General features: G+C 50.8%; 24 protein-coding genes. 5 read left to right on the top strand and 19 right to left on the bottom strand.

Features of this window, described 5'->3' with window-relative positions:
* Positions 1-11 precede the first annotated feature (11 nt).
* Genes H8S75_RS02640 through H8S75_RS02630 form a run of 3 tightly spaced genes read right to left on the bottom strand, consistent with a single transcriptional unit; the run spans position 12 to position 2,695 of the window.
* A complete protein-coding gene (locus H8S75_RS02640; protein ID WP_187019112.1) occupies positions 12-1,007 on the bottom strand; it encodes a Gfo/Idh/MocA family protein in 996 nt (331 codons plus the stop codon).
* Positions 1,008-1,045: 38 nt separating this feature from the next.
* Complete coding sequence (locus H8S75_RS02635; protein WP_243270155.1) at positions 1,046-1,762, bottom strand: transposase; 717 nt, start codon at positions 1,760-1,762, stop codon at positions 1,046-1,048.
* Positions 1,763-1,822: 60 nt separating this feature from the next.
* Entirely contained in the window at positions 1,823-2,695 is an 873-nt protein-coding gene (locus H8S75_RS02630) for an aminoglycoside 6-adenylyltransferase (protein WP_187019111.1), read from the bottom strand.
* A 134-nt stretch (positions 2,696-2,829) separates the two neighbouring features.
* On the opposite strand from H8S75_RS02630, the gene H8S75_RS02625 reads away from it, so the two are divergent.
* Complete coding sequence (locus H8S75_RS02625; protein WP_187019109.1) at positions 2,830-3,588, top strand: DUF305 domain-containing protein; 759 nt, start codon at positions 2,830-2,832, stop codon at positions 3,586-3,588.
* 104 nt (positions 3,589-3,692) lie between these two features.
* On the opposite strand, the gene H8S75_RS02620 is transcribed toward H8S75_RS02625, so the two are convergent.
* The 12 genes from H8S75_RS02620 to H8S75_RS02565 all read right to left on the bottom strand — a co-directional run bounded on the left by H8S75_RS02620 (position 3,693) and on the right by H8S75_RS02565 (position 14,777).
* Positions 3,693-4,598 carry a nucleotidyltransferase domain-containing protein gene (locus H8S75_RS02620; RefSeq protein ID WP_187019107.1) on the bottom strand — a complete coding sequence of 302 codons (906 nt, stop codon included), beginning with the start codon at positions 4,596-4,598 and terminating at the stop codon, positions 3,693-3,695.
* 18 nt (positions 4,599-4,616) lie between these two features.
* Positions 4,617-5,750, bottom strand: coding sequence for a metallophosphoesterase (locus H8S75_RS02615; RefSeq protein WP_187019106.1), 1,134 nt, complete (start codon positions 5,748-5,750; stop codon positions 4,617-4,619).
* A gap of 21 nt (positions 5,751-5,771) precedes the next feature.
* Positions 5,772-5,939 carry a hypothetical protein gene (locus H8S75_RS02610; RefSeq protein WP_187019104.1) on the bottom strand — a complete coding sequence of 56 codons (168 nt, stop codon included), beginning with the start codon at positions 5,937-5,939 and terminating at the stop codon, positions 5,772-5,774.
* A gap of 159 nt (positions 5,940-6,098) precedes the next feature.
* Positions 6,099-8,054, bottom strand: a complete 1,956-nt coding sequence (locus tag H8S75_RS02605; RefSeq protein ID WP_187019102.1) for a PTS fructose transporter subunit IIABC — start codon at positions 8,052-8,054, stop codon at positions 6,099-6,101.
* 13 nt (positions 8,055-8,067) lie between these two features.
* Positions 8,068-8,973 (bottom strand): 1-phosphofructokinase, encoded by a 906-nt coding sequence (pfkB, locus tag H8S75_RS02600; RefSeq protein ID WP_187019100.1) that lies wholly within the window; start codon positions 8,971-8,973, stop codon positions 8,068-8,070.
* Between the two features lie 74 nt (positions 8,974-9,047).
* The gene (locus H8S75_RS02595) at positions 9,048-9,185 is read right to left on the bottom strand and encodes a hypothetical protein (RefSeq protein WP_187019099.1); all 138 of its coding nucleotides are present in this window, start codon (positions 9,183-9,185) and stop codon (positions 9,048-9,050) included.
* A gap of 285 nt (positions 9,186-9,470) precedes the next feature.
* The gene (locus tag H8S75_RS02590; RefSeq protein WP_187019097.1) at positions 9,471-9,869 is read right to left on the bottom strand and encodes a GNAT family N-acetyltransferase; all 399 of its coding nucleotides are present in this window, start codon (positions 9,867-9,869) and stop codon (positions 9,471-9,473) included.
* A 39-nt stretch (positions 9,870-9,908) separates the two neighbouring features.
* Positions 9,909-10,766 (bottom strand): MurR/RpiR family transcriptional regulator, encoded by an 858-nt coding sequence (locus tag H8S75_RS02585; RefSeq protein WP_025530610.1) that lies wholly within the window; start codon positions 10,764-10,766, stop codon positions 9,909-9,911.
* 84 nt (positions 10,767-10,850) lie between these two features.
* Positions 10,851-12,404 (bottom strand): metallophosphoesterase, encoded by a 1,554-nt coding sequence (locus H8S75_RS02580; RefSeq protein ID WP_187019095.1) that lies wholly within the window; start codon positions 12,402-12,404, stop codon positions 10,851-10,853.
* Positions 12,405-12,511: 107 nt separating this feature from the next.
* Positions 12,512-12,853 carry a thioredoxin family protein gene (locus tag H8S75_RS02575; protein ID WP_243270154.1) on the bottom strand — a complete coding sequence of 114 codons (342 nt, stop codon included), beginning with the start codon at positions 12,851-12,853 and terminating at the stop codon, positions 12,512-12,514.
* Positions 12,854-13,087: 234 nt separating this feature from the next.
* Positions 13,088-13,297: a hypothetical protein gene (locus H8S75_RS02570; protein ID WP_349768850.1), complete on the bottom strand. Its 210-nt coding sequence runs from the start codon at positions 13,295-13,297 to the stop codon at positions 13,088-13,090.
* Between the two features lie 310 nt (positions 13,298-13,607).
* On the bottom strand, positions 13,608-14,777 hold the full coding sequence (locus tag H8S75_RS02565; RefSeq protein WP_187019093.1) for an SAM-dependent methyltransferase: 1,170 nt from the start codon (positions 14,775-14,777) through the stop codon (positions 13,608-13,610).
* A gap of 199 nt (positions 14,778-14,976) precedes the next feature.
* Between H8S75_RS02565 and H8S75_RS02560 the strand changes: the two genes are divergently transcribed.
* The 4 genes from H8S75_RS02560 to H8S75_RS02545 all read left to right on the top strand — a co-directional run bounded on the left by H8S75_RS02560 (position 14,977) and on the right by H8S75_RS02545 (position 18,220).
* On the top strand, positions 14,977-15,831 hold the full coding sequence (locus tag H8S75_RS02560) for an AraC family transcriptional regulator (RefSeq protein WP_187019092.1): 855 nt from the start codon (positions 14,977-14,979) through the stop codon (positions 15,829-15,831).
* A gap of 4 nt (positions 15,832-15,835) precedes the next feature.
* Positions 15,836-16,771 carry a DMT family transporter gene (locus tag H8S75_RS02555; protein WP_187019090.1) on the top strand — a complete coding sequence of 312 codons (936 nt, stop codon included), beginning with the start codon at positions 15,836-15,838 and terminating at the stop codon, positions 16,769-16,771.
* Between the two features lie 61 nt (positions 16,772-16,832).
* Positions 16,833-17,756: a hypothetical protein gene (locus tag H8S75_RS02550; RefSeq protein WP_187019089.1), complete on the top strand. Its 924-nt coding sequence runs from the start codon at positions 16,833-16,835 to the stop codon at positions 17,754-17,756.
* Positions 17,757-17,959: 203 nt separating this feature from the next.
* Positions 17,960-18,220 carry an acyl carrier protein gene (locus H8S75_RS02545; protein WP_187019087.1) on the top strand — a complete coding sequence of 87 codons (261 nt, stop codon included), beginning with the start codon at positions 17,960-17,962 and terminating at the stop codon, positions 18,218-18,220.
* A gap of 73 nt (positions 18,221-18,293) precedes the next feature.
* Here the strand turns inward: H8S75_RS02545 and H8S75_RS02540 are convergent, their stop codons facing one another.
* The 4 genes from H8S75_RS02540 to H8S75_RS02525 all read right to left on the bottom strand — a co-directional run bounded on the left by H8S75_RS02540 (position 18,294) and on the right by H8S75_RS02525 (position 22,651).
* Positions 18,294-18,863 (bottom strand): TetR/AcrR family transcriptional regulator, encoded by a 570-nt coding sequence (locus tag H8S75_RS02540; protein ID WP_187019085.1) that lies wholly within the window; start codon positions 18,861-18,863, stop codon positions 18,294-18,296.
* A complete protein-coding gene (locus H8S75_RS02535; RefSeq protein ID WP_187019083.1) occupies positions 18,860-19,456 on the bottom strand; it encodes a 4'-phosphopantetheinyl transferase family protein in 597 nt (198 codons plus the stop codon). Before H8S75_RS02535 ends, H8S75_RS02540 begins: the two co-directional genes overlap by 4 nt.
* 225 nt (positions 19,457-19,681) lie before the next feature.
* Positions 19,682-20,977 carry a phosphopyruvate hydratase gene (gene eno, locus H8S75_RS02530; protein WP_002603423.1) on the bottom strand — a complete coding sequence of 432 codons (1,296 nt, stop codon included), beginning with the start codon at positions 20,975-20,977 and terminating at the stop codon, positions 19,682-19,684.
* Positions 20,978-21,007: 30 nt separating this feature from the next.
* Complete coding sequence (locus H8S75_RS02525) at positions 21,008-22,651, bottom strand: FAD-dependent oxidoreductase (RefSeq protein ID WP_187019082.1); 1,644 nt, start codon at positions 22,649-22,651, stop codon at positions 21,008-21,010.

The raw sequence follows: 22,651 nt of genomic DNA, 5'->3' as shown, positions 1-22,651 counted from the left end.
ATATTCTGTCCTTACTTCTGAGTTCCAGCCTGTTCGTCCTGCTGTTCGTCCTGGTCTTCCCACTGCTTCTGCACACCGCTTAAAAGCCACATAACATCCCTGGAAAGGGCCATGCTCTCTGACACAAGGTGCTCTGACACGGCTTTTTCCATATCCTCCACCTCGTATTCCAGCGCTTTCCTGCTGTCGCCGCAGGCGATCTCCTCTCTCCGTCCGTCTGCCGTATAGACGATGACAGCCTGGTCCGCCCTCGGATACTCCGCGACCTCGATATATCCCCGTTCTCCGGCTACCACGCCGCGTTTTGGCTGCTTGGCCCTCATGGAGAGCGCGATAACCGCCATCTGTCCGTTCTCGCCCATGAAAACGATTCCGGACTGTTCGTCTACTCCGGTCTCGAATCGCTTCACGGCAGACATAACGGTATCCGGTCTCTCATCCAGAAAATACCTGGCAAAGGACACGGCGTACGTTCCGATATCGAGAAGCGCTCCCCCAGCCAGGTCTTTACAAAAGAACCGGCTGGTCACATCGTAAGGCTTACAGCTTCCAAAATTGACGGAAATCGTCTTCACCGGCCCGATCGCCCCCGAAGCTACGATCTCCTTAAGCTTTTTATAGAGAGGCATATGGAAAATCGTCATGGCCTCCATAACCACCACGCCCTTTTCCTCAGCCAGTGCAGCCGCTTGCTCCATCTCCGCGGACGACACCGTAATGGCCTTCTCACAGAGAACATGTTTTCCAGCCAGGACCGACCGCCTGATGAATTCAAAATGCATGTTGTGAGGCGTTGCTATGTATACAATATCCACATTTTCATCCGAAAGCAGTGCATCTGCGTCCGCGAACGCGTGAAAAACCCTGTTCTCCGCCGCAAAGTGCTCCGCCTTCTCTCTGCTCGTTCCGCAGACACCATAGACGGCGCCGCGGCACGCAGTCAGGGCCGACGCCATCTCCCGCGCAATTAATCCTGTTCCTATGATTCCCCAATTATATGTTTTCATAATTTATGTCTCCTTAATGACAAATTTAATCCTCTGCGTTACCGCGTGTCCTGTTTTCTCCACTTACGGAACCATTGTCTTACCAATTCTATATCTTCCTCACACAGGCCGGCTGTATCCTCCTCTGACATTCCACGTAAATACATATTTCTGGCAACAATCTGCTTTGCCTTTAATTCACCTTCACGCCTTCCCTCAAGTTTACCCTCAAGTCTGCCGTCTTCAATCATTCCCCGTATGGCTTCACACATATTAATCTTCCCGCCTTTCTCTCTGTACCTTTCCTTTACGTCTTCCAGTTCTTTCGAATGAGCCATGACAGCAATTACATCATAGGCATCTTCGCTCAGCTGTTCAAAGCTGTCCTGATTTTCTGCGACATAATTACGTACCGCAGTTTTATCTCCGGAAAAGCCAATAAATCCGAATACTTCCCTCAAATCAGTGTTAAACTGGTCGATATCTTTAAAACGTCTGACCTCCAGAATATGAAGACGATAATTGTTAAACAGATCTTTCAGCATTTCCGGAACTTCATCGAAATTAATAAGCGAATAAAGGTCCTTTGCACCATCCCATGTTTTCTCACCATAGTACAGAACAATGGTAAAAACAGCGTTTAACCTGTCTTCCTTCCTGAAACTGCCAAGAAACTCCCCCTTATCCAGTCCCTTAACCTTTTGGTTCTTCTTCTGGATTCTCCTCATCTGCTCATCATATCCGGCTGCGTCCTCAAGCATTACACGCACTGGCATACTGTAGTGAATCTATTCAGCAGCGGAAAAATCACTTGTAATCCTATAAAACTTACAAACTCACAAAACCTCTTTCGCATCCTCCGGCAGTCCCTTAACATGGCGGAAAAAACCCAGGCTCGCCTCTGCTTCCTTCACATCGTACCGAAATCCCAGCTGTTCTGCCACCGCCAGGGCTGTCTCATGAAACAGCACGCACATGGCATCGGCTGCCTCCCACATCTCGTCCAGCCTGCCGCCCGCGTACGTCCGGATCAGCCGGTCCCAGTCCTCCTGTGATAAGCTGCGGTTCAGATACTTTCCGGATTTCCCCGCACTGCAGGTAAAATTCGTCTGAATCCCGGCCTTCCAGGACAGAAGCGTAATGAGCTGGGGGCGCACATGGAGATTCACAATGTCCTGCGCATACGGCACCTCTTTTCTCCACAGTCCCTTCGCTGCATTGTTCAGGCACCACCAGAATTCATTGCATACAAAGAGAAACTGGCTCTCCTCCGGCCGTTTCACCCGGTATTGCTCCGCCGTCGGTTCCGGGGCTTCAGCCAGACAGCCCGCCTTATCATACAAAATCCGGAACATCCGGTCCTCCTCCATCATCTGCAGGGAGTAGGAAAGCGTCTGTACATGAAGGTCGAGGCGGTTTCCATCGGCAAACTGCATGAGCCAGCCGTAGCAGTTTTCCACATCCGAGGGAAACTCGTCGTTCTCCTCCGGATACTGCATGTAAAGGCGGTCTCCAAACCGGTCGATCCACGTTCTGTCCTTCCGAAAGCTTTCCGTCTCCTTCACGACGAAAGCGATATCATAATCCTGAAAAATATCCCTTTCCGCCTCCGGATTCACCCGGGATCCATTCATATAAACGGCGAGAATGCGGCCGTCCGCCTTTGCCGTATCGATTATCATTGTATACATTTCCTGTTCGGTCCGCATAGAAGACGCCTCCTTTTTATCCTTATTTTACCAGACCATCCATTCCTGCACAAGATTAGATTTTCCATCGTGCATAAACCTTCCATCACTACCTCATACTAAGATTACCGATAAGAAATGGAGGAAATGGGATTATGAACAAAAATATGAAATACTGGGCGACTGGAATCATTGCCGCCATCGTTATCCTTGCAATAGCCGCCTTTGCCGCGGCCGGAAGCAGAAAAAAGGCGCCGATTCCGCCCGCACCGGCGGAGATGGAAAGCAGCAGCCAGACCGCGGAACAATCGTCCGGTTCGGCGGAAAGTAAAAACAGTATGGACCATAGCGGTCACGGCGGCAGTGACGCAGCCTCTGACGACGACACCAACCGCTACTTACAGCGCCAGGATGAGATCATGATGGACATGATGCATGACATGGAGAACATTCCCAAGACAGGAAATGCATCCATCGACTTTTTAAACGGCATGATTCCTCATCATGAGTCCGCCATCGAAATGGCCGACAGCTACCTCGAATACGGCGGAAGCAATGAAAAGCTGAAAAAACTGACCGAAAACATCAAAACCACTCAGACAGAAGAGATTCAGCAGATGAAGGATCTGATCAAAAAGTATGAGGCGGAAGGCCACAACGATGCAGACCAGGAAAGCGCCTATTTAGACGAATACGACAAGATGCTGGAGCATGACCATTCCATGAGTAAGTCAGGCACCGACAGCCTCGATCATGCGTTTGCCGAGGGCATGATCATGCATCACCAGATGGCGGTTGACATGGCCAAATCCATCCTCGAGTACACCAATTACGAGGAGATCAGGACTCTCGCCCAGAACATCATCGATGCTCAGGAAAAAGAGATCGAAGAAATGAAGGAATTCACCTCTTAATTAAAAATAGATGGAACACACCAGAAAGAACACAGGAACGTATAATCCCGGGCATGCATTCAGCGCCGCCCGGGATTTTTAAATTTCCCGAATTCGTCTGTGGTCTATATATACGACTTGCCATTTTCTGCTTTCAGCAAAGCCTGGTCCAGTTCTATCAACACACAGGCGATCACATCATTGACAGCCCCATCAGGATCGTACATAACGGAAAATAAATGGTTCAGATTTTCCTCAAACCGGTCCGGCAAATTTTCGCATCTGTCTTTGCAGAGACTCACGAGCCGTTTCTCCCCCGGATGGGTCTGCCTGTTCATGGCGAAAATAATATCGAAATAGCTGGCCAGAAATTCCGTTGTCCTGTGATTGATGCTGACAAGGTCTCTCCTGGACGCAGCCTTCCGTATCTGTGCATCGTAAGACGGGAGTACGCCGCTTAGCAGGGCTCTGTTCTTCCGAATGATTTCAGCCCTCAACGCCTCCGGATAAGGGACATCAAAGCGCTTCTTCATAGCTTCCAGTGCTCCGCCCCTGTCATACAGGATCCTGCACGTGGCAAGATTATGCCACATACAGGTAGTATAGCCGTTGGAAGCCCGGTTCTGCTCCACAACCGCTGCCACATCTCCCTCGAAATCCTGAAGCTTCCGATAAATAATATCGATGTCCACACCATTGTTCAGCGTGCAGTTGTCCTCTGACTCCCAATAGTGATTCCCAATCTCCATGACGCCGCAGTACTTTTCCAGTATACTCTTGCGCCGCTCTTTTGATATCTCCATTTCCACATACACATAGATATCGTAATCCGACTTCTTGTCGGCCTTTCCCGTGGCCCTGGAGCCGCCCACCGCCACCGCTGCCGTTTCCGGGCACGAGGATATCTCTTCCAGAAGTGCGGTTACCTCCCTTTCCATCACAGGAGCGCCGGACAGTACCCTGTTTTCGTTGATCGTGGTTTCATCGATCGTGGTTTCGCCTTCCCTTTGATTCTTACCAGCTTCTCTCATATTGTTTACTCCCCTATTCTATACCGGCTTCAGCCTTCCGTGGTACCAGCTGCTGACCCCGTTCTTCTTAATGAGGCTTCCCATGGCGCCGGTTTCCACCAGTTCCACCCGCTCTCCTGCCTTTACTTCCATATGATAGTCGCAGAAATCGTCACACCGGAGCGTCCCATCCCGCTCATATAAATAGTCTTCCGGTACGACAAGCACGGTATCCGTGGTCAGGTGGCGAAGGCGCACCAGCCCCGCACCCGGACTCTGCCCCGGCAGAAGTTCCACACGGTTGTCCGTGTACTGGACCGATATCCGGGCCTTCCTCTCCTGCTGGCTGTCGACAGCCGTCATTTCCGGAAATCCCCCGTAGGAGGTCCAGCTGACTTCTTCCATGGTCCCCTCTGCATCCGGAATGATCAGGCAGTTAAGCTGTCCATCCCGCTTCAGTCCGCAGCCCCCGTCGATGCTGATGATATTCTTGTTCCGGTCAAAAAACGGGTTGAATTCCGCCACCTCATGGCGGTAGAGACAGACGGGCCAATGGCCTGCCACCACGCACCGGTCGAAGCTTCCGCTCCTGTTTCGAAAGTCATCGAACTTCAGAACCGGAGTGGCCTCCTGCCCATCCATCTCCTCCCACCGCTCAGGAAGGCCGCTGTGAACAAAAATAAAATTGCCCGCTTCCACAATGGAAGGCAGCTCTGATAAAAATTTCAGTTCCGCCTGCCCGTGGACTATCACCTTTTCCCTGGCAGCAGCTGTCTCCGCTTCCGACTGCGGATGCCCGATCCCCATTTCCTCACAGAAATCCAGAAAAAGACTTCCTCCCCATCGTTTCTTTGCCGTTCGGATAAATTCCGCCAGTGCCCTTGTCCGCTCTGGTTCGCAGCTTCCAATCAGCTCCAGCTGCCATGAATCCACATTCCCCGAAATCACATGGACATTAGGCTTTTTATCAAGCTCCATGACATAACGGAGCGTTTCTAAGGAATACGGTCCCTTTTCAATGATATCACCATCGATTATCAGCTCGTCATCCTTACAGAACCCCGCCCTTTCCAGCACCTTTTTCAAAAAATGAACATGGCCGTGGATATCGCTGACCGCCAGAATCCGGCGTCCCCTCGGGATATCCAGGCTCACTCGCTTTATTGTTAGCATTCTCTCATTTCCTTTCTCCGCCTAATCCCACCAGAAAAACCAGTAAGGACTGCCTGTGATGGACTGCTTTAAGCTGCAAATGGACCCGCTCCCGTACTGCTTCATCACCTCTGATCCCGTTCCTCCGACCATAAGGCATTCCAGCCCCGCATATCTGATTATGCTTCCGTTTTCTTCGAATTCAGCCATCTTCCTCCTGCCTTCCCACACGATTCCCTCCTGATGTGAAAGAACCGTTTTCTCTCTTTTTCTGTCAATTATACCATCCTGCCGGCAAAATGGCACGGGAAAAGGGAAAAACCAGTATTTTTCCCAACTGATCTTTCCCTTTTCGATTTTTTACCAGGCTTATTCTTCTCCAGCCTTATTCTTCTTAAGCGCCGCCAGTATCACACAGCCGACCACCGATCCGATCACAACCGCGGCAAGATAGCCGAACGGATTTCCGATCGTCGGAAGTACAAAGATACCGCCGTGAGGTGCGCGCAGCGTACAGTTCAGTGCCATGGAAAGCCCGCCTGCCACGGCCGAACCGATGATACAGGACGGAATCACGCGCAGCGGATCTGATGCCGCAAACGGTATGGCGCCCTCGGATATAAAGGACAGGCCCATGATATAGTTTACCAGACCGGACTGGCGTTCCTTCTCCGTAAATTTCTTTTTAAAGAATGTGCTGCACAATGCGATCGCAATGGGAGGAACCATGCCGCCCGCCATAACTGCGGCCATAATATCGAAGTTTCCTTCCGCCAGCTGCGCCGTGCCGAACACGTATGCCGCCTTATTGACCGGGCCGCCCATATCTACGGACATCATGCCGCCGACAACGGCTCCGAGGATCACCTTGCTGGTGCCGCCCATGCCGTTTAAGAAATGGGTCAGACCGTCATTGATCGCACCGACGAACGGATTGATAAATGTTGTTGCCACCGCGACCAGGAAAATGCCCAGCAGCGGATATAAGAGAACCGGTTTGATGCCTTCCAGAGATTTCGGAAGCTTTTTAAATACTTTCTTTAACAGGACAACAATATAACCGCCGATAAAACCAGCCAGAAGCGCGCCTAAAAATCCTGAGTTCACGTCCCCGCCTGCGGGATTCATAAACGTGGCTCCCATCTTTGCCACCATACCACCTACGAAACCGACCGCCAGACCGGGACGGTCCGCGATACTCATGGCGATATAACCGGCCAAAACCGGAAGCATCATACCAAATGCCTGCTCGCCTATCGTCTTTAAATAGGCCGCTATCGGTGTATTTTTACCGAAATTAGCCGGATTGATGGAATAATCATCGAACAGGAAGGCCAGAGCGATTAAAAGTCCGCCGCCGATCACGAACGGAAGCATATGAGAGACGCCATTCATCAGATGCTTATAAATGGTGTGGCCGATACCCTCGCTCTCTCCGCCCTCCTCTGAAGCAGCGGCACCTGTATGGTGGTAGACAGGAGCTTCGCCGCTCACAGCCTTTTTAATCAGTTCCTCACCTTTTTGAATTCCGTCGGAGACAGAGGCCTTCACTACGTGTTTACCATCGAAACGGGCCATATCCACATTCTTGTCTGCCGCGATGATAATTCCGTCGGCAGCGGCGATCTCTTCCTTTGTCAGAACGTTGGCCGCACCCTCGGCTCCGTTAGTCTCCGATTTGACAGGAATGCCAAGCTTCTTTCCCAGCTGCTCCAGATTCTCAGCCGCCATAAAGGTGTGGGCGATGCCGGTAGGACACGCGGTCACTGCAAGGACACGGTATCCGGCTGCGCTCTTTAAAGGCTCCTGGACCTTAGGCGCCGCATACTCCGCTTTTTTCTCCTCTTTCCGCACTTTCTTCTCATAGCGCTCGGATTCCTTGTCGTCGATCAGCTGTAAAAATTCTTCTTTTGACTCCGCATGGATCAAATCATTCTTAAAGTCGGGATCCATAAGAAGCGTGGACAGACGGGACAGCGCTTCCAGATGAACATCCGCTTCGCCCTCAGGCGCCGCAATCATGAAGATTAAATTGGCCAGCGAACCGTCAAACGCTTCGTAATCCACGCCATCAGGCACCACCATGGCTGCCAGTCCCGGTTCCTTAACCGCGGCCACCTTGGCGTGAGGAATCGCGATCCCCTCCCCTACCGCAGTGCTTCCCAGCGCCTCGCGGGCCAGAATACCTTCTTTATAGCCGGCTTTGTCGTTCAGCCTTCCGCCGGCCGCCATCAGACCAATCAGCTTATCAATGGCCTCTTCCTTGCCAGAGACTTTTACACCGAGCTCGATGCTTTCTTTTTTCAATAATTCCGTTATTCTCATCTCAGAACCCCTCCTATCGTAATTCCTCATAAAGTTTCATAATATCTTCCTTACAGGCCAGCCCCTCGGAAAATGCGCTGGCGCTTCCGCAGGCACTTCCAAGCCTTAAAGCGTGCTCGTAATTTCCATTTTCCAGATATCCGGCGATGAATCCCGCAACCATGGAATCCCCGGCGCCCACAGAATTCTTCACCGTTCCCTTTGGCACTCCCATGGAAAATACCGCTCCGTTTTCAGCAATTAAGACGGCTCCATCCCCCGCCATGGAGACCAGCACATTCACCGCGCCCTTTTCCTGCAGCTGTCTGGCGTAATATATGATTTCCTCCTCATCCTTTGGCACCGTACCGAACATCTCTCCCAGCTCATGGTTATTCGGTTTAATCATAAATGGATGATAGGGAAGGACATTCATCAGCAAATCCTTCGTCGCATCCACCACGATGCGGATGCCCCTTCCGTCTAACCGCCCCATGATCCGCTCATAGATTCCGTCGTCGATGGAATGCGGGATGCTTCCCGACAGGACTAAGACATCGTCTGCCTTAAGCTTCTCAAGCTTTTCAAAAAGCTTTTCCACATCCGCTCCGGTAATCTCCGGACCAGTGCCGTTGATCTCCGATTCCTCTTCCGATCTAAGCTTTACGTTGATTCTGGACATACCGTTCTCCACCCGGATAAAATCGGACTGGAATCCCAGATTTTTCACTCCCCGTTCAATCTCGTCTCCCGTAAATCCGGCCACAAACCCGAGCGCGGTACTCCCAAAGCCCAGTGTCTTCAGTACCGCCGATACATTAATGCCCTTGCCCCCATAATAAATGTCTTCCTGCACGGTTCTGTTGACCATTCCCAGCGTGAAGTGATTTACTTTTACTACATAATCCAAAGCCGGATTAAATGTCACTGTGTAAATCATATGTCACCTCTCCTCATTATTATAAAATTTTATTTCTTCCCTCTGCTATACTATATTATGATTTATTATTTTCGTCAATACATTTTTTCAAGAAATATTTTTTCTTGTGGAGTTTCGTCAATTTCCATAAATCCCCAGTCCATTTTCCCTGTTTCCCCGCATGTTTTTTGTACTTTTTTACTATGTATTTTTCCAATAATTGCTGATTTCATGCATCATCGTTTGTTTCATTTTATGAGGACGATATTTTCCTTTCATGAGAACGATATTTTCCTTTCATAAAAATAATATTTTCCTTCCACGAAAACTATTTTCCTTAATTACAGGGAAGGCAAGTAAAGAGAGCCACACAAAAAAACAGGAACCAATGTCCGGTACGGCATGTTCACCGTATACTCCCTGACACTCACTCCTGTTTTTAATGCTTGCTGGAAAGAGAAATTCTCACTTAGTCTCTCTTTTATATACCCTGGAATCCTCTTCAATCTCGTCCTTCATCAGCTGATAGAAGGTATATCCATATTTTTCGTATAATCCCGTTTCGCCGGTAGAAATATAAATCTGACCCGCTCCATCATTTTTGCTGCTTCACATGCATACTCCAGCAGAATTCCCATATACCGGTGTCCTCTGTATTGAGGAAACGTATATACGAAACCGATCCATGGACTAAGGTCCGTGTTTCTCACATCGTCCACCTCCGCCAGCGTACAGAATGATATCAGCTGCCGGTTATCCGTCAAAAGAAATACTCTCGTCGTCTCCCCGCACAGCTCCTTTAACCGATCTTCGCTCAACAAATCATGCAGATATTGTCCTGCCCGCCAGTCGCTTTTCCTGATCTGGCTTAACCAGTACGCTTTATCCTCCAAGCTGTAAAACTCTTTTATTTCCATATTCATTTTCCTATACTCTTCCCCGCAGCTTCCGCCGGATCAGTTATTCTTGTCCTCGGAAATCGCGATCTCATGGCGTCGGATATGGTCGTATGAATCCTTCTTGCTCACAGCCAGGAACAGATAGAGAATCTCGACCACCATAGTGGCCGATACCCGTGAGAAGCAGAACTCACCCAAAAGCAGCTTCTCCCTGGTCGCCGTTGTGATGTGGTAATCGCTGGCCTGCCCCAGCGGCGAGGCGGCGTTGTTGGTGATCGCAATCATCTTGCAGTGATTCTCCTTCGCCACCGCGGTGAGCGTCATCAGCCGTTTGGAAAAACCGGAGTTGGATATGATGATCACCACATCTTCCGGCCCCATATTGCAGGTAAACGCCATCTGTGTCTCCCAGATCGTACCTGATACCGCCTGAATGCCCAGCTGATTGAACTTGAAGGCGCCGTCTAAGGCAACCGGAATCGTATTCCCCACAGCCACCAGCTGCACCGTGCGGGCATGTTCAATCAATTCCAGAATCTTTCCCAGTTGAACCGGGTCCATCATGGACACCGTCTGTGTCAGCTCCGCCGCCTTGTTGGCCAGGATATTCTGGAGGGACTGCGCAATATTATCGCGGCTGATATCGTTGGATACCTCCACGGATTTCCCGCGTTCCTCCGCCACCTCCTTCGCCAGAGTAATCTTTAAATGATGAAAACCGTTAAATCCGCAGCGCCTGCAAAAACGCGATACCGTCGCGTCGCTGGTTCCACTTGCCAAAGCCAGCTCCGCGACAGTCATATCGATGATTTCACTTTTGTGCTCCAGTATATAATCTGCAATCTTCTTTTCCGCCTCAAAAAAGGTATCGTAAGAAGAACACAGGACTCCTGAAACGTTGATATGATCCTGCATGGTTCCTCTTCCTCCGTTCCTGTCACGCATGTAATTTTATTTCATCATTATAGCACGATATGAAATAATTTGTAAAGGAAGTTTTTACCACTCTCCCGGGAAATCCCACGTATTGTGGTCCTTCCTGGTATCGCGCAGGATATCGTCGATCTCCTCGAACATCCGGCTGTCCGGAAGGTTACGCTCCCATAAGCGGAATGCCTCATCTGATTTTATCTCTTTCACGTCGATGGGCGTCCCGGCGCAGTAATCACGGTTCAGCTGGCCGTACAGCTCCGCCATCTTACGCATATGCTCCTCCGGCAGACTGCTCATCTTCTTATAGATCTGCTGGCTTATCACACCCACCAGGAAATCGGTTCCGTACTCCTTAAAATTCAGCAGGTTTTCATCGGTCAGGCCGTGAGCCGCCGCGTAACGCTCCACATCCGCTTCCTTCGTCGTATAGCGAAGCTGCCCGCCGTCTCCCCATGACAGGATTCCGTACTGGCAGGGCGGAATGGCAAAGGAGTCCGCCACGATCTCACTGATATGGTAGGCATCCTCCGGTTCCCCCGGCTCAGGCTTGTATTTCTTGGTCCGCTGCAGATGCAGGTGTCCGCTGATAAAGACCGGCACACGGTATCGTTCCAGCAGTTTTATAACCTCATCGCTGTTTTCCAGGGTGCAGTCCACAGGATACAGAATACTCTCCTTCAGCAGGTTGTGATGGGCAATGGGAATTACTGAGATCCCCAGTTCCTTCGCCGCTTCCAACTGCTCCTCCATCCATTTGACGGTGGTGCTCCGTATTCTTCCTCCTACCAGGTTCACCGGCTCATACTGGGCGGAATCCAGCATCATCAGCCAGTTTTTCTCGTCAAGTTCACAGATATAGCTTAAGGAGGTCCCATCTCTGCTGATCGCCTGGTCGTATCCGAATTCATGGTAAATGTCCAGGAATTCCTCCGCGCTGACCGATTCCGCCGCCTCCCTCACCGCTCCGAAATAGGAGGCAGCGTTGGGATTATTGATATCGTGATTTCCCGGAATCACGAGGACCCGCACGCCCTGGTCCGCAAGCACTTTCAGCTTTTCCGCAAGCGCCTCATGAGCCCCCTTCTCACCGTTCAATGTTAAATCACCGCTCAGAATCACGGCATCGGGCTGGGTCTCCGTCATCTCTTCCGTAAACACATCCATCAGCTGGGAAATATAAGGAACCAGCTTTCCATCGTCCCGCTTCACCATCTCGTCGAACGCCTCGCCGTAATCGGTCATGGATGGGGCGAAATAATGGATATCAGAGACCGTTACTATGGAAGGCGGCCGATACTCTTCCACCGGCAATTCTTCCTCCATCTCCGGCCGGTCCGTCTCTGTACGGCCGCCGTACCATCTCCCGTTTTCCTCCTGATGCCTGCTTTCTTCCTGTTTCTCCGCCTCCGATGGCGTCGCCTCCGCGCTCTCGCTCTCCTCCTCTTCACGTTCCTCTTCCTGCGATTCTTCGGTCTGCACCATCGTCGTCTCGCTGCTGCTTTCTCTGCCCGGTTTTGTCGGCGAGGATATCTTTCCCACAAACCAGACGATGCCGAGGCACATAGCAATGAGTCCCGCGTAAATCAGGATCATCAGCCAGTTTTTCTTCCCTTTACTCATATAACGTCACAATTATGTACCTTTCTATCCAGTCACTCGATGTCCACGGGAATCATACCATACGATCGCTCAGTCAGCAGCAAATTTCCCCGCTTCCCGGCCTCCTCTCACAGGTCAAGCGCCCTCTCATAAACCTTCCGCACTTTGTCCACGGTCGGCACACCCTCATGCATCTTTACTCCATCCACGAAATACGTCGGTACATACCAGTAGTCCAGGGAATCTGCAAACGCCTTCTCCCTGTTCTCATCCACAATTTTCACCTCGACTGCCTTAAACTCCGGCCGCTCCGCTTTCAGTTCATCCATCATGCGCAATGCCTGCCGGCAGTAAGGGCACGATTCCTGAATCATCATCAGTACCTTTTTCATCTGTATTCCATCCTTTCTGGTTCTATCCTTTCTGGCCGTTCCTTTCTGAATATCTGCAATCAATTCCTGCTTTCTCATACTGATTCACTATTTTATCATTATTTCTTCTGCATATCAATACACAAGAGTGAACTATCCATTGTCTAAAGCTAATGGACTTCTTGCCTCATTAATCTACACTCCGTTTTGGTCCGTGCTAAATGTTTGCCACTGGCACACAGCACTCTCGCAGCTTACGATCTCCACAAGCTTTAATTCGGGCAGTTCCTGCCCTATTTTGTTTGTTTTACGCTATTTGCCGTAACCCTTCCGCTAATATATTATTTGCCTCTCGGCACCTGGGAAACTGTCGCTGATTTTATCTGCCCCCCAAAATCTCCTGTGCAGTTTTGCTTTTACTTCCTTTAGTTTAGGCAGTTTGACCTTCCCACTCTCAAAATCCAATCCTGTATGTTCTTTAAAGAACTTTTTATATGCGGAATCCATATTATTAACAGCATTGGTGAGGGCTTTTTGTTTCATAGTACAAACTTTCCCGCGAAATGAAAAACCGCCTCTGTCATGCGGTAACAGAGGCGGTTCTCATAGGAGTCATGATTCCTTCACGGGTCAATGAAGGAAAACCCAGAGGGTTAATGTATACGTTCGTACTAAACTCGTGAAAAACCTCGTTAAGTACTCAGGTATGGCTCGCACTAAGTTCGTGAAAAACCTCACTAAGTGCTCACAGTATAGAATATTCACATGTAGTTAGTGTTTGCTAACTGCATATATATTAGCATATGCCAACTAAAAATGCAACCACTTTTTTGAGAGAATTCCTCATTTCCAGTTAATACCATCTCGTCATGGGCAACTCGTTGTTTACACCCTTGGAGACAAGGATCTGATGAAGGTCAATGATACCGTTGTGGAAGGTCGCGGCACAGGAGCTTAAATAGAGTTCCCACATTCTCGCGAACTCAGTCCCCATCTTCTCCTCCACCTCCTGCCTGTGGCCGCTGAAGTTTTGTTCCCAGCAGCGCAGGGTCTTATAGTAGTGGCGTCTTAAGCTTTCCACATCCAGGGTGTAGAACCGGTAGTCACCGAATAAATGGATTATTTCCCGAAGGCTCGGCACCATGCCGCCCGGAAAGATATATTTCTTGATCCACGGGTCCCCAGGATACTCTTTGAGCGCGCTGATATAATGAAGCAGAAGGAGCCCGCCCGGCTTTAACACGGAATCCACATTTTTTACGAACAGCTCGTAATTAGCCCGCCCCACGTGCTCCAGCATCCCGACGCTGACCACCCGGTCGAACTGTCTGCCGCTCTTCTCAAGCTCGCGGTAATCCATCCGCGCTACTTCAATCTGTCCCGTCAATCCCTCTTTTTCGATCCGCTCTTCGAATTCCTTCTGCTGTTCGTGGCTTAAGGTAATTCCAAGCCCCTTTACACCGTACTCCTTTGCAGCCCGGATCAGCAGATACCCCCAGCCGCATCCGATATCGAGCAGGGTCATGTCCTTCTTTAAACAGAGTTTTTCCAGGATACGCTCCACTTTATTGCACTGCGCCTCGTATAAGGTGTCGCTCTCATGTTTAAAGTAACCGCAGGAATAGCTCATGGTCTCATCCAGCCACAGGCTGTAAAAATCATTGCCGATGTCATAATGGGAGGTGACTTCCTTCTCCTGATTCTTCTTTGACTGGGATGTAAACATCAGCTTCTTTAATTTGGACCGGTCTGTGGAAAATCGGTCCATCTGTCCCAAAAATGAGTCCAGAGCCTCGAACAAATCCCCCTCCACCTCTAAATTTCCCTTCATATAAGCCTCGCCCAGCGCCAGGGAAGTGCTCGTCAAAAGCTCTTTCCCCTCGATATCCTCTTTTAAATCCACCACAAAGGTCGGATTTCCATTTCCGATATGATGGGTTTTCCCATGGAGCTTCACATCAAACGGGTGCTCGTCAAATCGCTGTAAAAAAGAAATCATAAAATTATCTGTCATGGTCTTCATGTGCAGTTCCTCCATATTACCGTTTACTCTCAAATTTTCAATCTTTTGTCACTGTCTTTCTAAGAATTCTTTCCAGTTTTTCAGGATTTCATAAGTAAACCTGTAAAGTTAAGGAATTTTGGCTCCTCGATTTGCAACATCATACAAGACTTTTTTACTTTATTGTGATAAAATCAAAAAAGTTTGAAAGGAGCACGCCATGACAACATCTCAGGAACAACGCCATATATTCTATGACAGCTGTCTCGGTATCGAGGCATACCAGCTAAGCGGTATCGTACAGAAATTCCCCAATCATTTTCACGAATGCTACGTCATCGGCTTTATAGAAGGCGGCTGCCGCCATCTGTGGTGCCGCGAATCCGAGTACGATCTGTCGAGGGGGGATTTAATTCTCTTTAATCCCAAAGACAACCACTTCTGTTCTCCCATGAACGGAGAGCTGCTGGACTACAGGGCGTTAAACATACCCGTGCCTGTCATGAAAAAAGCGGCCGCCGACATCACGGGAAAAGAATTTGTCCCACAATTCACCGTAAATGTAGTCTATCACAGCGATATCACCACATCGCTGGCCGACGTCTACAATGCCATTGTAACCGACGCGTCCCCCTTTGAAAAAGAGGAAGCATTCTTTTTCCTGCTGGAGCAGATCCTTAAGGAGCACAGCGCTCCTTACGAAGAGCATAACGGAGTCTTTTTGGACAGCGCCATCGCCGATACGTGTGAATATCTAAAGGAACACTATTCCGAAAATATCACGCTGGAAGAGCTGACCGAACAGATTCATCTGAGCAAATCGTGGCTGCTCCATACCTTTACAAAGCAGACGGGAGTATCCCCGTACCGCTATCTCCAGTCCATCCGCTTAGAAGAGGCGAAGAAGCTGTTAGAGCAGGCGGTACCTCCCATCGACGCGGCCGCCAGGGCCGGTTTCACCGATCAGAGTCATTTCACCCGTTTTTTTAAGGATTTCACAGGGCTGACTCCGAAGCAGTATCAGAAAATATTTACAGAATCCGGCAGGGACACCACCGCCGGCACGGAGGAATAAACAAATGTCAGAAAAGTCTAACATGACGGGCCATCTTGCGGCCGCCGTCACCATCTTCATCTGGGGAACCACCTTTATCTCAACCAAGGTTCTGCTCGTATCCTTTACACCGCTGGAAATCCTGTTTTTCCGTTTTTTTATCGGATACGCAGCGCTGTGGATCGCAGCCCCCCGCCTCCTCCATACCGGAGACAGAAAAGTGGAGCTGCTCTTCGCAGCGGCCGGCCTCTGCGGCGTCACCCTCTATTTCCTCATGGAAAATTTCGCGCTGACCCTGACCCAGGCAGCCAACGTAAGCATTATCATCTCCGTGGCCCCGTTCTTCACCAGCCTCTTCGACTGGCTGTTCATGAAGGGAGAAAAGCCCGGGCGCCGTTTCTTAACCGGCTTCGCGGCGGCCATGCTTGGAATCTCCCTCTTAAGCTTCCAAAAGGATACCGGCGTACAGCTGAGCCCCAAAGGAGATTTCCTGGCCCTGGCGGCGGCCATCACCTGGGCGGCCTACTCCATACTCACGAAAAAGATCGGAAGCTATGGGTACGGAACCATCGAGAGCACCCGCAGAACCTTTTTCTACGGCCTCCTCTTCATGGTCCCGGCGCTGTTCTTCCTGCCTTTCCGGATCGCTCCGGCCCGTTTCATGCTGATGCAGAACGCGCTCAATATTCTCTTCCTGGGATTCGGCGCTTCCGCGCTCTGCTTTGTCACCTGGAACTTCGCGGTACGGGCACTGGGCTCCGTAAAGACAAGCGTCTACATTTACGCGGTTCCGGTGATTACGGTGATCACTTCCTTAATCTTCCTGCACGAGGTCATCACCTGGCAGTCCATATGCGGAATCGTGCTGACGCTGGCCGGACTCATGATCTCAGAGAGCCGGTTCCCATTAAAACAGTCCTCCCGAAAACCTTCGGTTGACATCGGTATGGACAGACCTTAAAATGAAGGTAACGGATCAGATAAACTGATCAAACCTGTCATTACAAAGGAGAATCTGCCCCATGATAAATATCCGCTTACTGACTGCCGCTGCGGCCGCTGTTGCCCTGCTGTGCCTGACGGGCTGCCAGCCTAAAGAAGACCCGCTCCATCTCGGCAATAATGCCATTGTTCTGGAAACCGACGAAGGCCGGAACGGACTTTACGTGAAGGATGCGGATAATGGCGGCGCAAGCGGCGATTCCCTGTTCGGGGAACGCTGCTTTATCGACTGCTCCCACGCCCAGTTATACTATTACGGCGTCGACACAGAAGAACTGACGGAAATAAAACTGGGAGATCTGCTGGCCGGAGATGAGGTGACGATCGATCTAAGGGAGTCGGAAGTGAAGAAGGCCGGAAACGGCAGTGCTTCCGCCGAAAAGATACAGCTGATGACTCAGCGCATGTCTGCGGAGAATCAGTCCGAGGAGAGGTCCGGAGAGTCCGACAGCGGCAGCTCCGGCGGCGGCAGCTCCGGCGGCGGCAGCTCTGGCAGCGGCAGTTCCAGCAGCGATGACTCCGACAGCATAGACTCCGACAGCCCCCGCCAAGCAGACGCAAATACCGAAGTCCCCGGCAGACAGGCCGCGTCCCTGGAAGAATCGGACTATAAAGGCTTTGCCAAACAGATTCAGCATATTTTCTCAGAGCGCGATATCGAAGCGCTGACCCGGCTCTGCGCCTATCCCGTTTACGTGACGACAGAAGCCAACACGGAGGGGCTGGATGTCATGGATGCCGCCGGTCTGAAGGCCCAGAAGGACGACATTTTTACAGACGCCATGCTTCAGGCGGTCGCCGGTGCCGATCCCGATCGTCTGACACCGTCACAGGCAGGCATCTTCGTAGGCAGCGAATCCGGATCACCCGGTCTCTTCTTTTCCTTAGCGGAAGACGGACATCTGAGAATTATGGGCATCAACGCAGAGGTACTCAGTCAATAGGAATGAAACACAGGGGAACCGGACTCTTTATTCTACGTCAGGATCATTTTCTGGGGAGACAATATGCAACACTTTCCAAAAACTGTTGTTTAAGCAACAGTTTTTCCAATCTGTTGCTTGATATTTGAAGGAAATCTGCTTAAACTTGGACTCAAATTCAAACCATCGGACAGTTTCCGGCGGCGGATCAGGGAGGAATGAATATGTATAAGCAGTTAAAGGAACTCGTCACCCAGTATGTGGATGTCAGCCCGGAATCCATCACCAGAGATTCCCGCTTCGTTGAAGACTTAGAATTTGACTCTCTGGATTTTATAGCGATGATCGGAGACATCGAAGAACACTTTCAGATTGAGATGGACATCAGTGACTTACTTGAGATTACAACGGTAGGAGATGCACTGCACTATATCGAACATTACGCCGTGTCACAAAAGACAAACGCTTCTGCAGCGTATGAGTGAATGCAGATACTTGAAAGAAGAGGTTTCGGGAGTATCATTCCCGAAACCTCTTCTTTCCTGACTTCTACTATTCTCACAGAATACCCTTCATCCCATTTAGAAATACGCTGCTGATAAATCCGGCCACCACCTCGGGAGGGCTTTCAAAATCCTCTTTCATCCACTTATGCAGGACGCCCACCACACCTCCGATGGAATAGGCAACCGCATACTCACGGCTCAGCTTGTCGCCGTCATTCTCCTTCCCGGATAATCCCGCCATGTATTCCGAAATCATTTTCAGGAGCTTTTTGATGAACCGGCTCTCCTGGCCATTGGTCAGCACGCAGTATACGGTCCGGTTTTCATAGATATACTGACAGAAACACTCAAAATAACGGCGGCTGACATCCTCTTCCCGGTTCGGATGGAAGCCCCGCATCATTTCCAGCACGTGCTCCATGACCCCATCCTCGATCTGTTCCAGCAGATCATAGACATCCTGGTAATGGTGGTAGAACGTACAGCGGTTGATCCCCGCCCGTTCCGTCAAATCCCTGATCGTAATCCGATCGACGGATTTGACCTTCAAAAGCTCTAAAAATGCCTCCTGCAGGAGCCTGTCCGTTCTGCTGTAACGCAAGTCCTTTTTCTCACCGTTCAAGGCCGTTCCTCCTGTTCTGCCAGACGAATTTCCACATCCCCCGATACACAGGCCGATAACACATACCCCCCTGCCAGAATCCACTGACGGAACTTCCATCCGGTCTTTTCACATGTAATTCCCCCGTCATCACCAAGTTGAAAGGAAATGTCCTGCAGAGGCACAGTAATACCGCATCCCACCGCCTTCACGTAGCTTTCCTTCAGAGTCCAGAACCGGAAGAACAGCTCCTCCCGCCCGGCTTCTCCCACTGCCTCCATCTGTCGGAGCTCCGCCTCAGAAAGCACTCTCTTTAAAAGCGGCTCCCGGTACGGCCGCACATATTCCACGTCGATTCCCACGGAGCAATCCCCGACGGCAAGCACGGCCAGTCCCATACAGTGGCTGATATTGAACTGAATCTGCGGATACTCCCTTAAGTATGGCTTTCCGTGCGCTCCCTCCTTCAGATCCGGTTTCCGGCTATCACCACAATCAATCCCATACTGTTCCCTTAAGGCTCTCCGCAGGAGCAAAAGTCCCTGCTCATGCTCAGTCTCCCTCTTATTGCCCCCTGTCCCCGGTTCAAAAAAAGCGCGATAAATCCAGACCATAGTGCCTCCAACTTCTGTATTTCAACCAATTTTCCTTTCATTTTACCATAGTCTGCGGCAAATGTCACATTGAAATGCAGATGCAGCCTTCACTCAGCCGCATTCATCAGGACGATCCATAAAAAGAACGGCAGGCAGAAGCCGCCTCTTCCATTCCGTCTTATCGGAATCAGGAGATGTCTTCTGTCAGCCGTTCTCTTTATTTTCTAATTTACTGACCGCATTTTACCGCTTGATGCAGAATGCATTTCTTCCAGGGTAAACAGCCGTCTCGCCCAGCTCTTCCTCAATTCTGAGAAGCTGGTTATACTTCGCCACACGCTCACTTCTGCTGGGCGCGCCTGTCTTAATCTGGCACGTATTAAGAGCCACCGCAAGGTCTGCAATGGTCGTGTCCTCCGTCTCACCCGAACGATGGGAAGCGATCGCCGTATATCCGGCCTTGTGAGCCATCTTGATGGCCTCTAACGTCTCCGACACGGAGCCGATCTGATTTAACTTGATCAGAATGGAATTGCCGCATCCGGAATCGATTCCCTTCTTCAGTCTCTCTGTATTGGTTACAAAGAGGTCGTCGCCGACCAGCTGTACTTTGCTGCCCAGAGAGGCCGTCAGCTTCTTCCAGCCTTCCCAGTCCTCCTCGTCGAGAGCGTCCTCGATGGACCAGATCGGGTACTTCTCACAGAGCTGTTTCCAGTGTCCGATCAGTTCCTCCGAAGTAAAATGCTTCTTGCATTTCGGAAGCAGGTACTCGCCCTTTTTTCCGCTCTTCCACTCACTGGAAGCCGCATCCATAGCCAGAACGAAATCATGTCCCGGTTCATATCCGGCGCGTTTTACCGCCTCTAAGATCAGCTCGATGGCTTCCTCGTCGCTTCCTAAGTCCGGAGCGAAACCACCCTCGTCACCGACAGAGGTAGCCAGGCCTTTCTCTTTTAAAATAGACGCCAGACAGTGGAATACCTCGGTACACCAGCGGAGTCCCTCACGGAATGTGGGAGCGCCGACCGGCATAATCATGAATTCCTGTACATCAACGGTATTCGCCGCATGAGCGCCGCCGTTTAAGATATTCATCATCGGCACCGGAAGCCTGTTTCCTGAGATTCCGCCCAGAAAACGGTATAACGGGATTCCCATGGATATGGACGCGGCCCGCGCGCAGGCGATGGAGACCGCCAGAATGCTGTTGGCGCCCAGCTTTGATTTGTCCTTCGTTCCGTCCGCCTGGATCATGGCGTGATCGACCGCGTAAATATCCGACGCATCCATGCCTGTCAGGACACCGGATATGACCGTATTGATATTTTCGACAGCCTTCCTGACGCCTTTTCCGCCAAAACGTTTCTTATCTTTATCTCTCAGCTCCAGAGCCTCAAATTCACCGGTAGACGCACCGCTCGGCGCCGCGCCTCTTCCGATGGTTCCGTCAGCGAGCCATACCTCTGCCTCCACGGTCGGATTTCCCCTTGAGTCAATGATTTCCCGTCCGATAACCTTTTCTATTTCCAGATAGTCCATATTCATTCTCCTTTCATCTGCCCGTTCCTTTTAGGATTCCTCCAGAACCGTCAGCAGATCATCCACTGTTTTTCTGCCGAATACCACCTTCCTGTCATTGATGATCGTACACGGCACACTCATAATCTGATACTTTTCTTTCATCTCCGGATAATGGGCCAGATCGTAGGCCCACGCCTCCACACCACCATGTTCCGCGGCGATTCTGCCCGCCGCCATAACCGTAGCCGGACACATGGTACAGGACAGGGAGACCGCAATCTTTATATTCACCGGTCCCTTCAGCTTCCCGATCCGGGTTCTCTCTTCGTCCGTAATCGGCTGCCCCGGCCCGGCCGCGTTATAGATTGCGAGAACAAAGGAATTGAACTCATGGCCGCCCGGAACCGCATAGAAGCGAATCCCGGTCTCATCTCCGTTCTCCTTTATGATGCGGAGCACCGGATACTCTTCATCCTCTTTGCCCTTATCCGATTCACGGCGGGATCTGCATTCCACCATATCCGAAATATCGCCGAGTTCTTCAAGAAACTGCTCCATTTCATCCGCCATGGGACTGCCGTCGAGGACACCCTCAACGACTATTCTATTCTGAAGCCCGGAAAATAAGTCCGCAAGCTGGGATTTCATCTCCCCGGTAATCAATACACCATCGTTCAAGCCAGAAACCGAGGCATGTTCCACATTCTTTGTCCGCTTTTCTTCTATATCCGCTTTCCATCCGGCCAGCTCCGTTTTTTCGTATATCTCCGAAACGTACCGTTCCAGGGAAGTCGCGGCCACGGCTCCATCCGAGACAGCGGTCACCACCTGACGCAAATTCTTTACGCAGACATCCCCGGCCGCGTAGACGCCATCCACACTCGTCTTCTGGTCCCGGTCGGTGATGATATAGCCCTGTCCATCCAGCTCCACCAAACCCTTCAGCCATTTCGTATCCGGGACGTATCCGGCAAATACAAAAATCCCGAAGGAGGTTCCTTCCGGTGCTTCGTAGCTCCACTCCTTCCCGGATGCGTTGTCCTTAAAACGAGCGCGCCGAAGCAGTCCGTCTCCAGCCGCCTCTAAAATCTCCGTTTCGTAGTGTACCTCGATCTTCTCATGATTTTTCGCCTTGTCCGCTACGGCCTTCGCACAGGTGAAATCCTCCTCACGGACGATGATCGTAACCTTTCTCGCGTACTTCGTCAGGAATACAGCCTCTTCCGCCGCCGCAAATCCTCCGCCGATGACGAAGACATCCATTCCCGTAAAAAATTCACCGTCACAGGTAGCACAGTAGGCAACGCCGCGCCCCTGATATTCCCGTTCGCCCGCAAAACCCAGCTTTCTGGGATTGGCTCCCACCGCCAGAACGATGCCGGGAGCCTGATAATCTCTCTTGTCAGTCTTCACCGTCTTGATCTCCCCGGCCAGATCGATCCCCTTAACCTCCGCCATGGCAAATTCCGCGCCAAAGGCTTCCGCCTGTCTTCTCATCTGTTCCGTCAGCTCGGTGCCGTTCGTCTTCTCCACGCCGGGATAATTGACGATCTCCGATGTAATGGTAATCTGTCCTCCCATTTTCTCCTTTTCCAGGACGAGGACCCGGTATTTTGCCCTCGCCGCGTAGAGGGCGGCCGATAATCCGGCCGGCCCCGCTCCCACGACGATGACGTCATACTGCCCAGTCAT

This window comes from Hungatella hominis (genome assembly GCF_014288005.1).
Lineage (GTDB): Bacteria > Bacillota > Clostridia > Lachnospirales > Lachnospiraceae > Hungatella > Hungatella effluvii.
The sequence above is the reverse complement of the archived record's forward strand: the minus strand, read 5'-3'. Positions and strand labels throughout refer to the sequence as shown.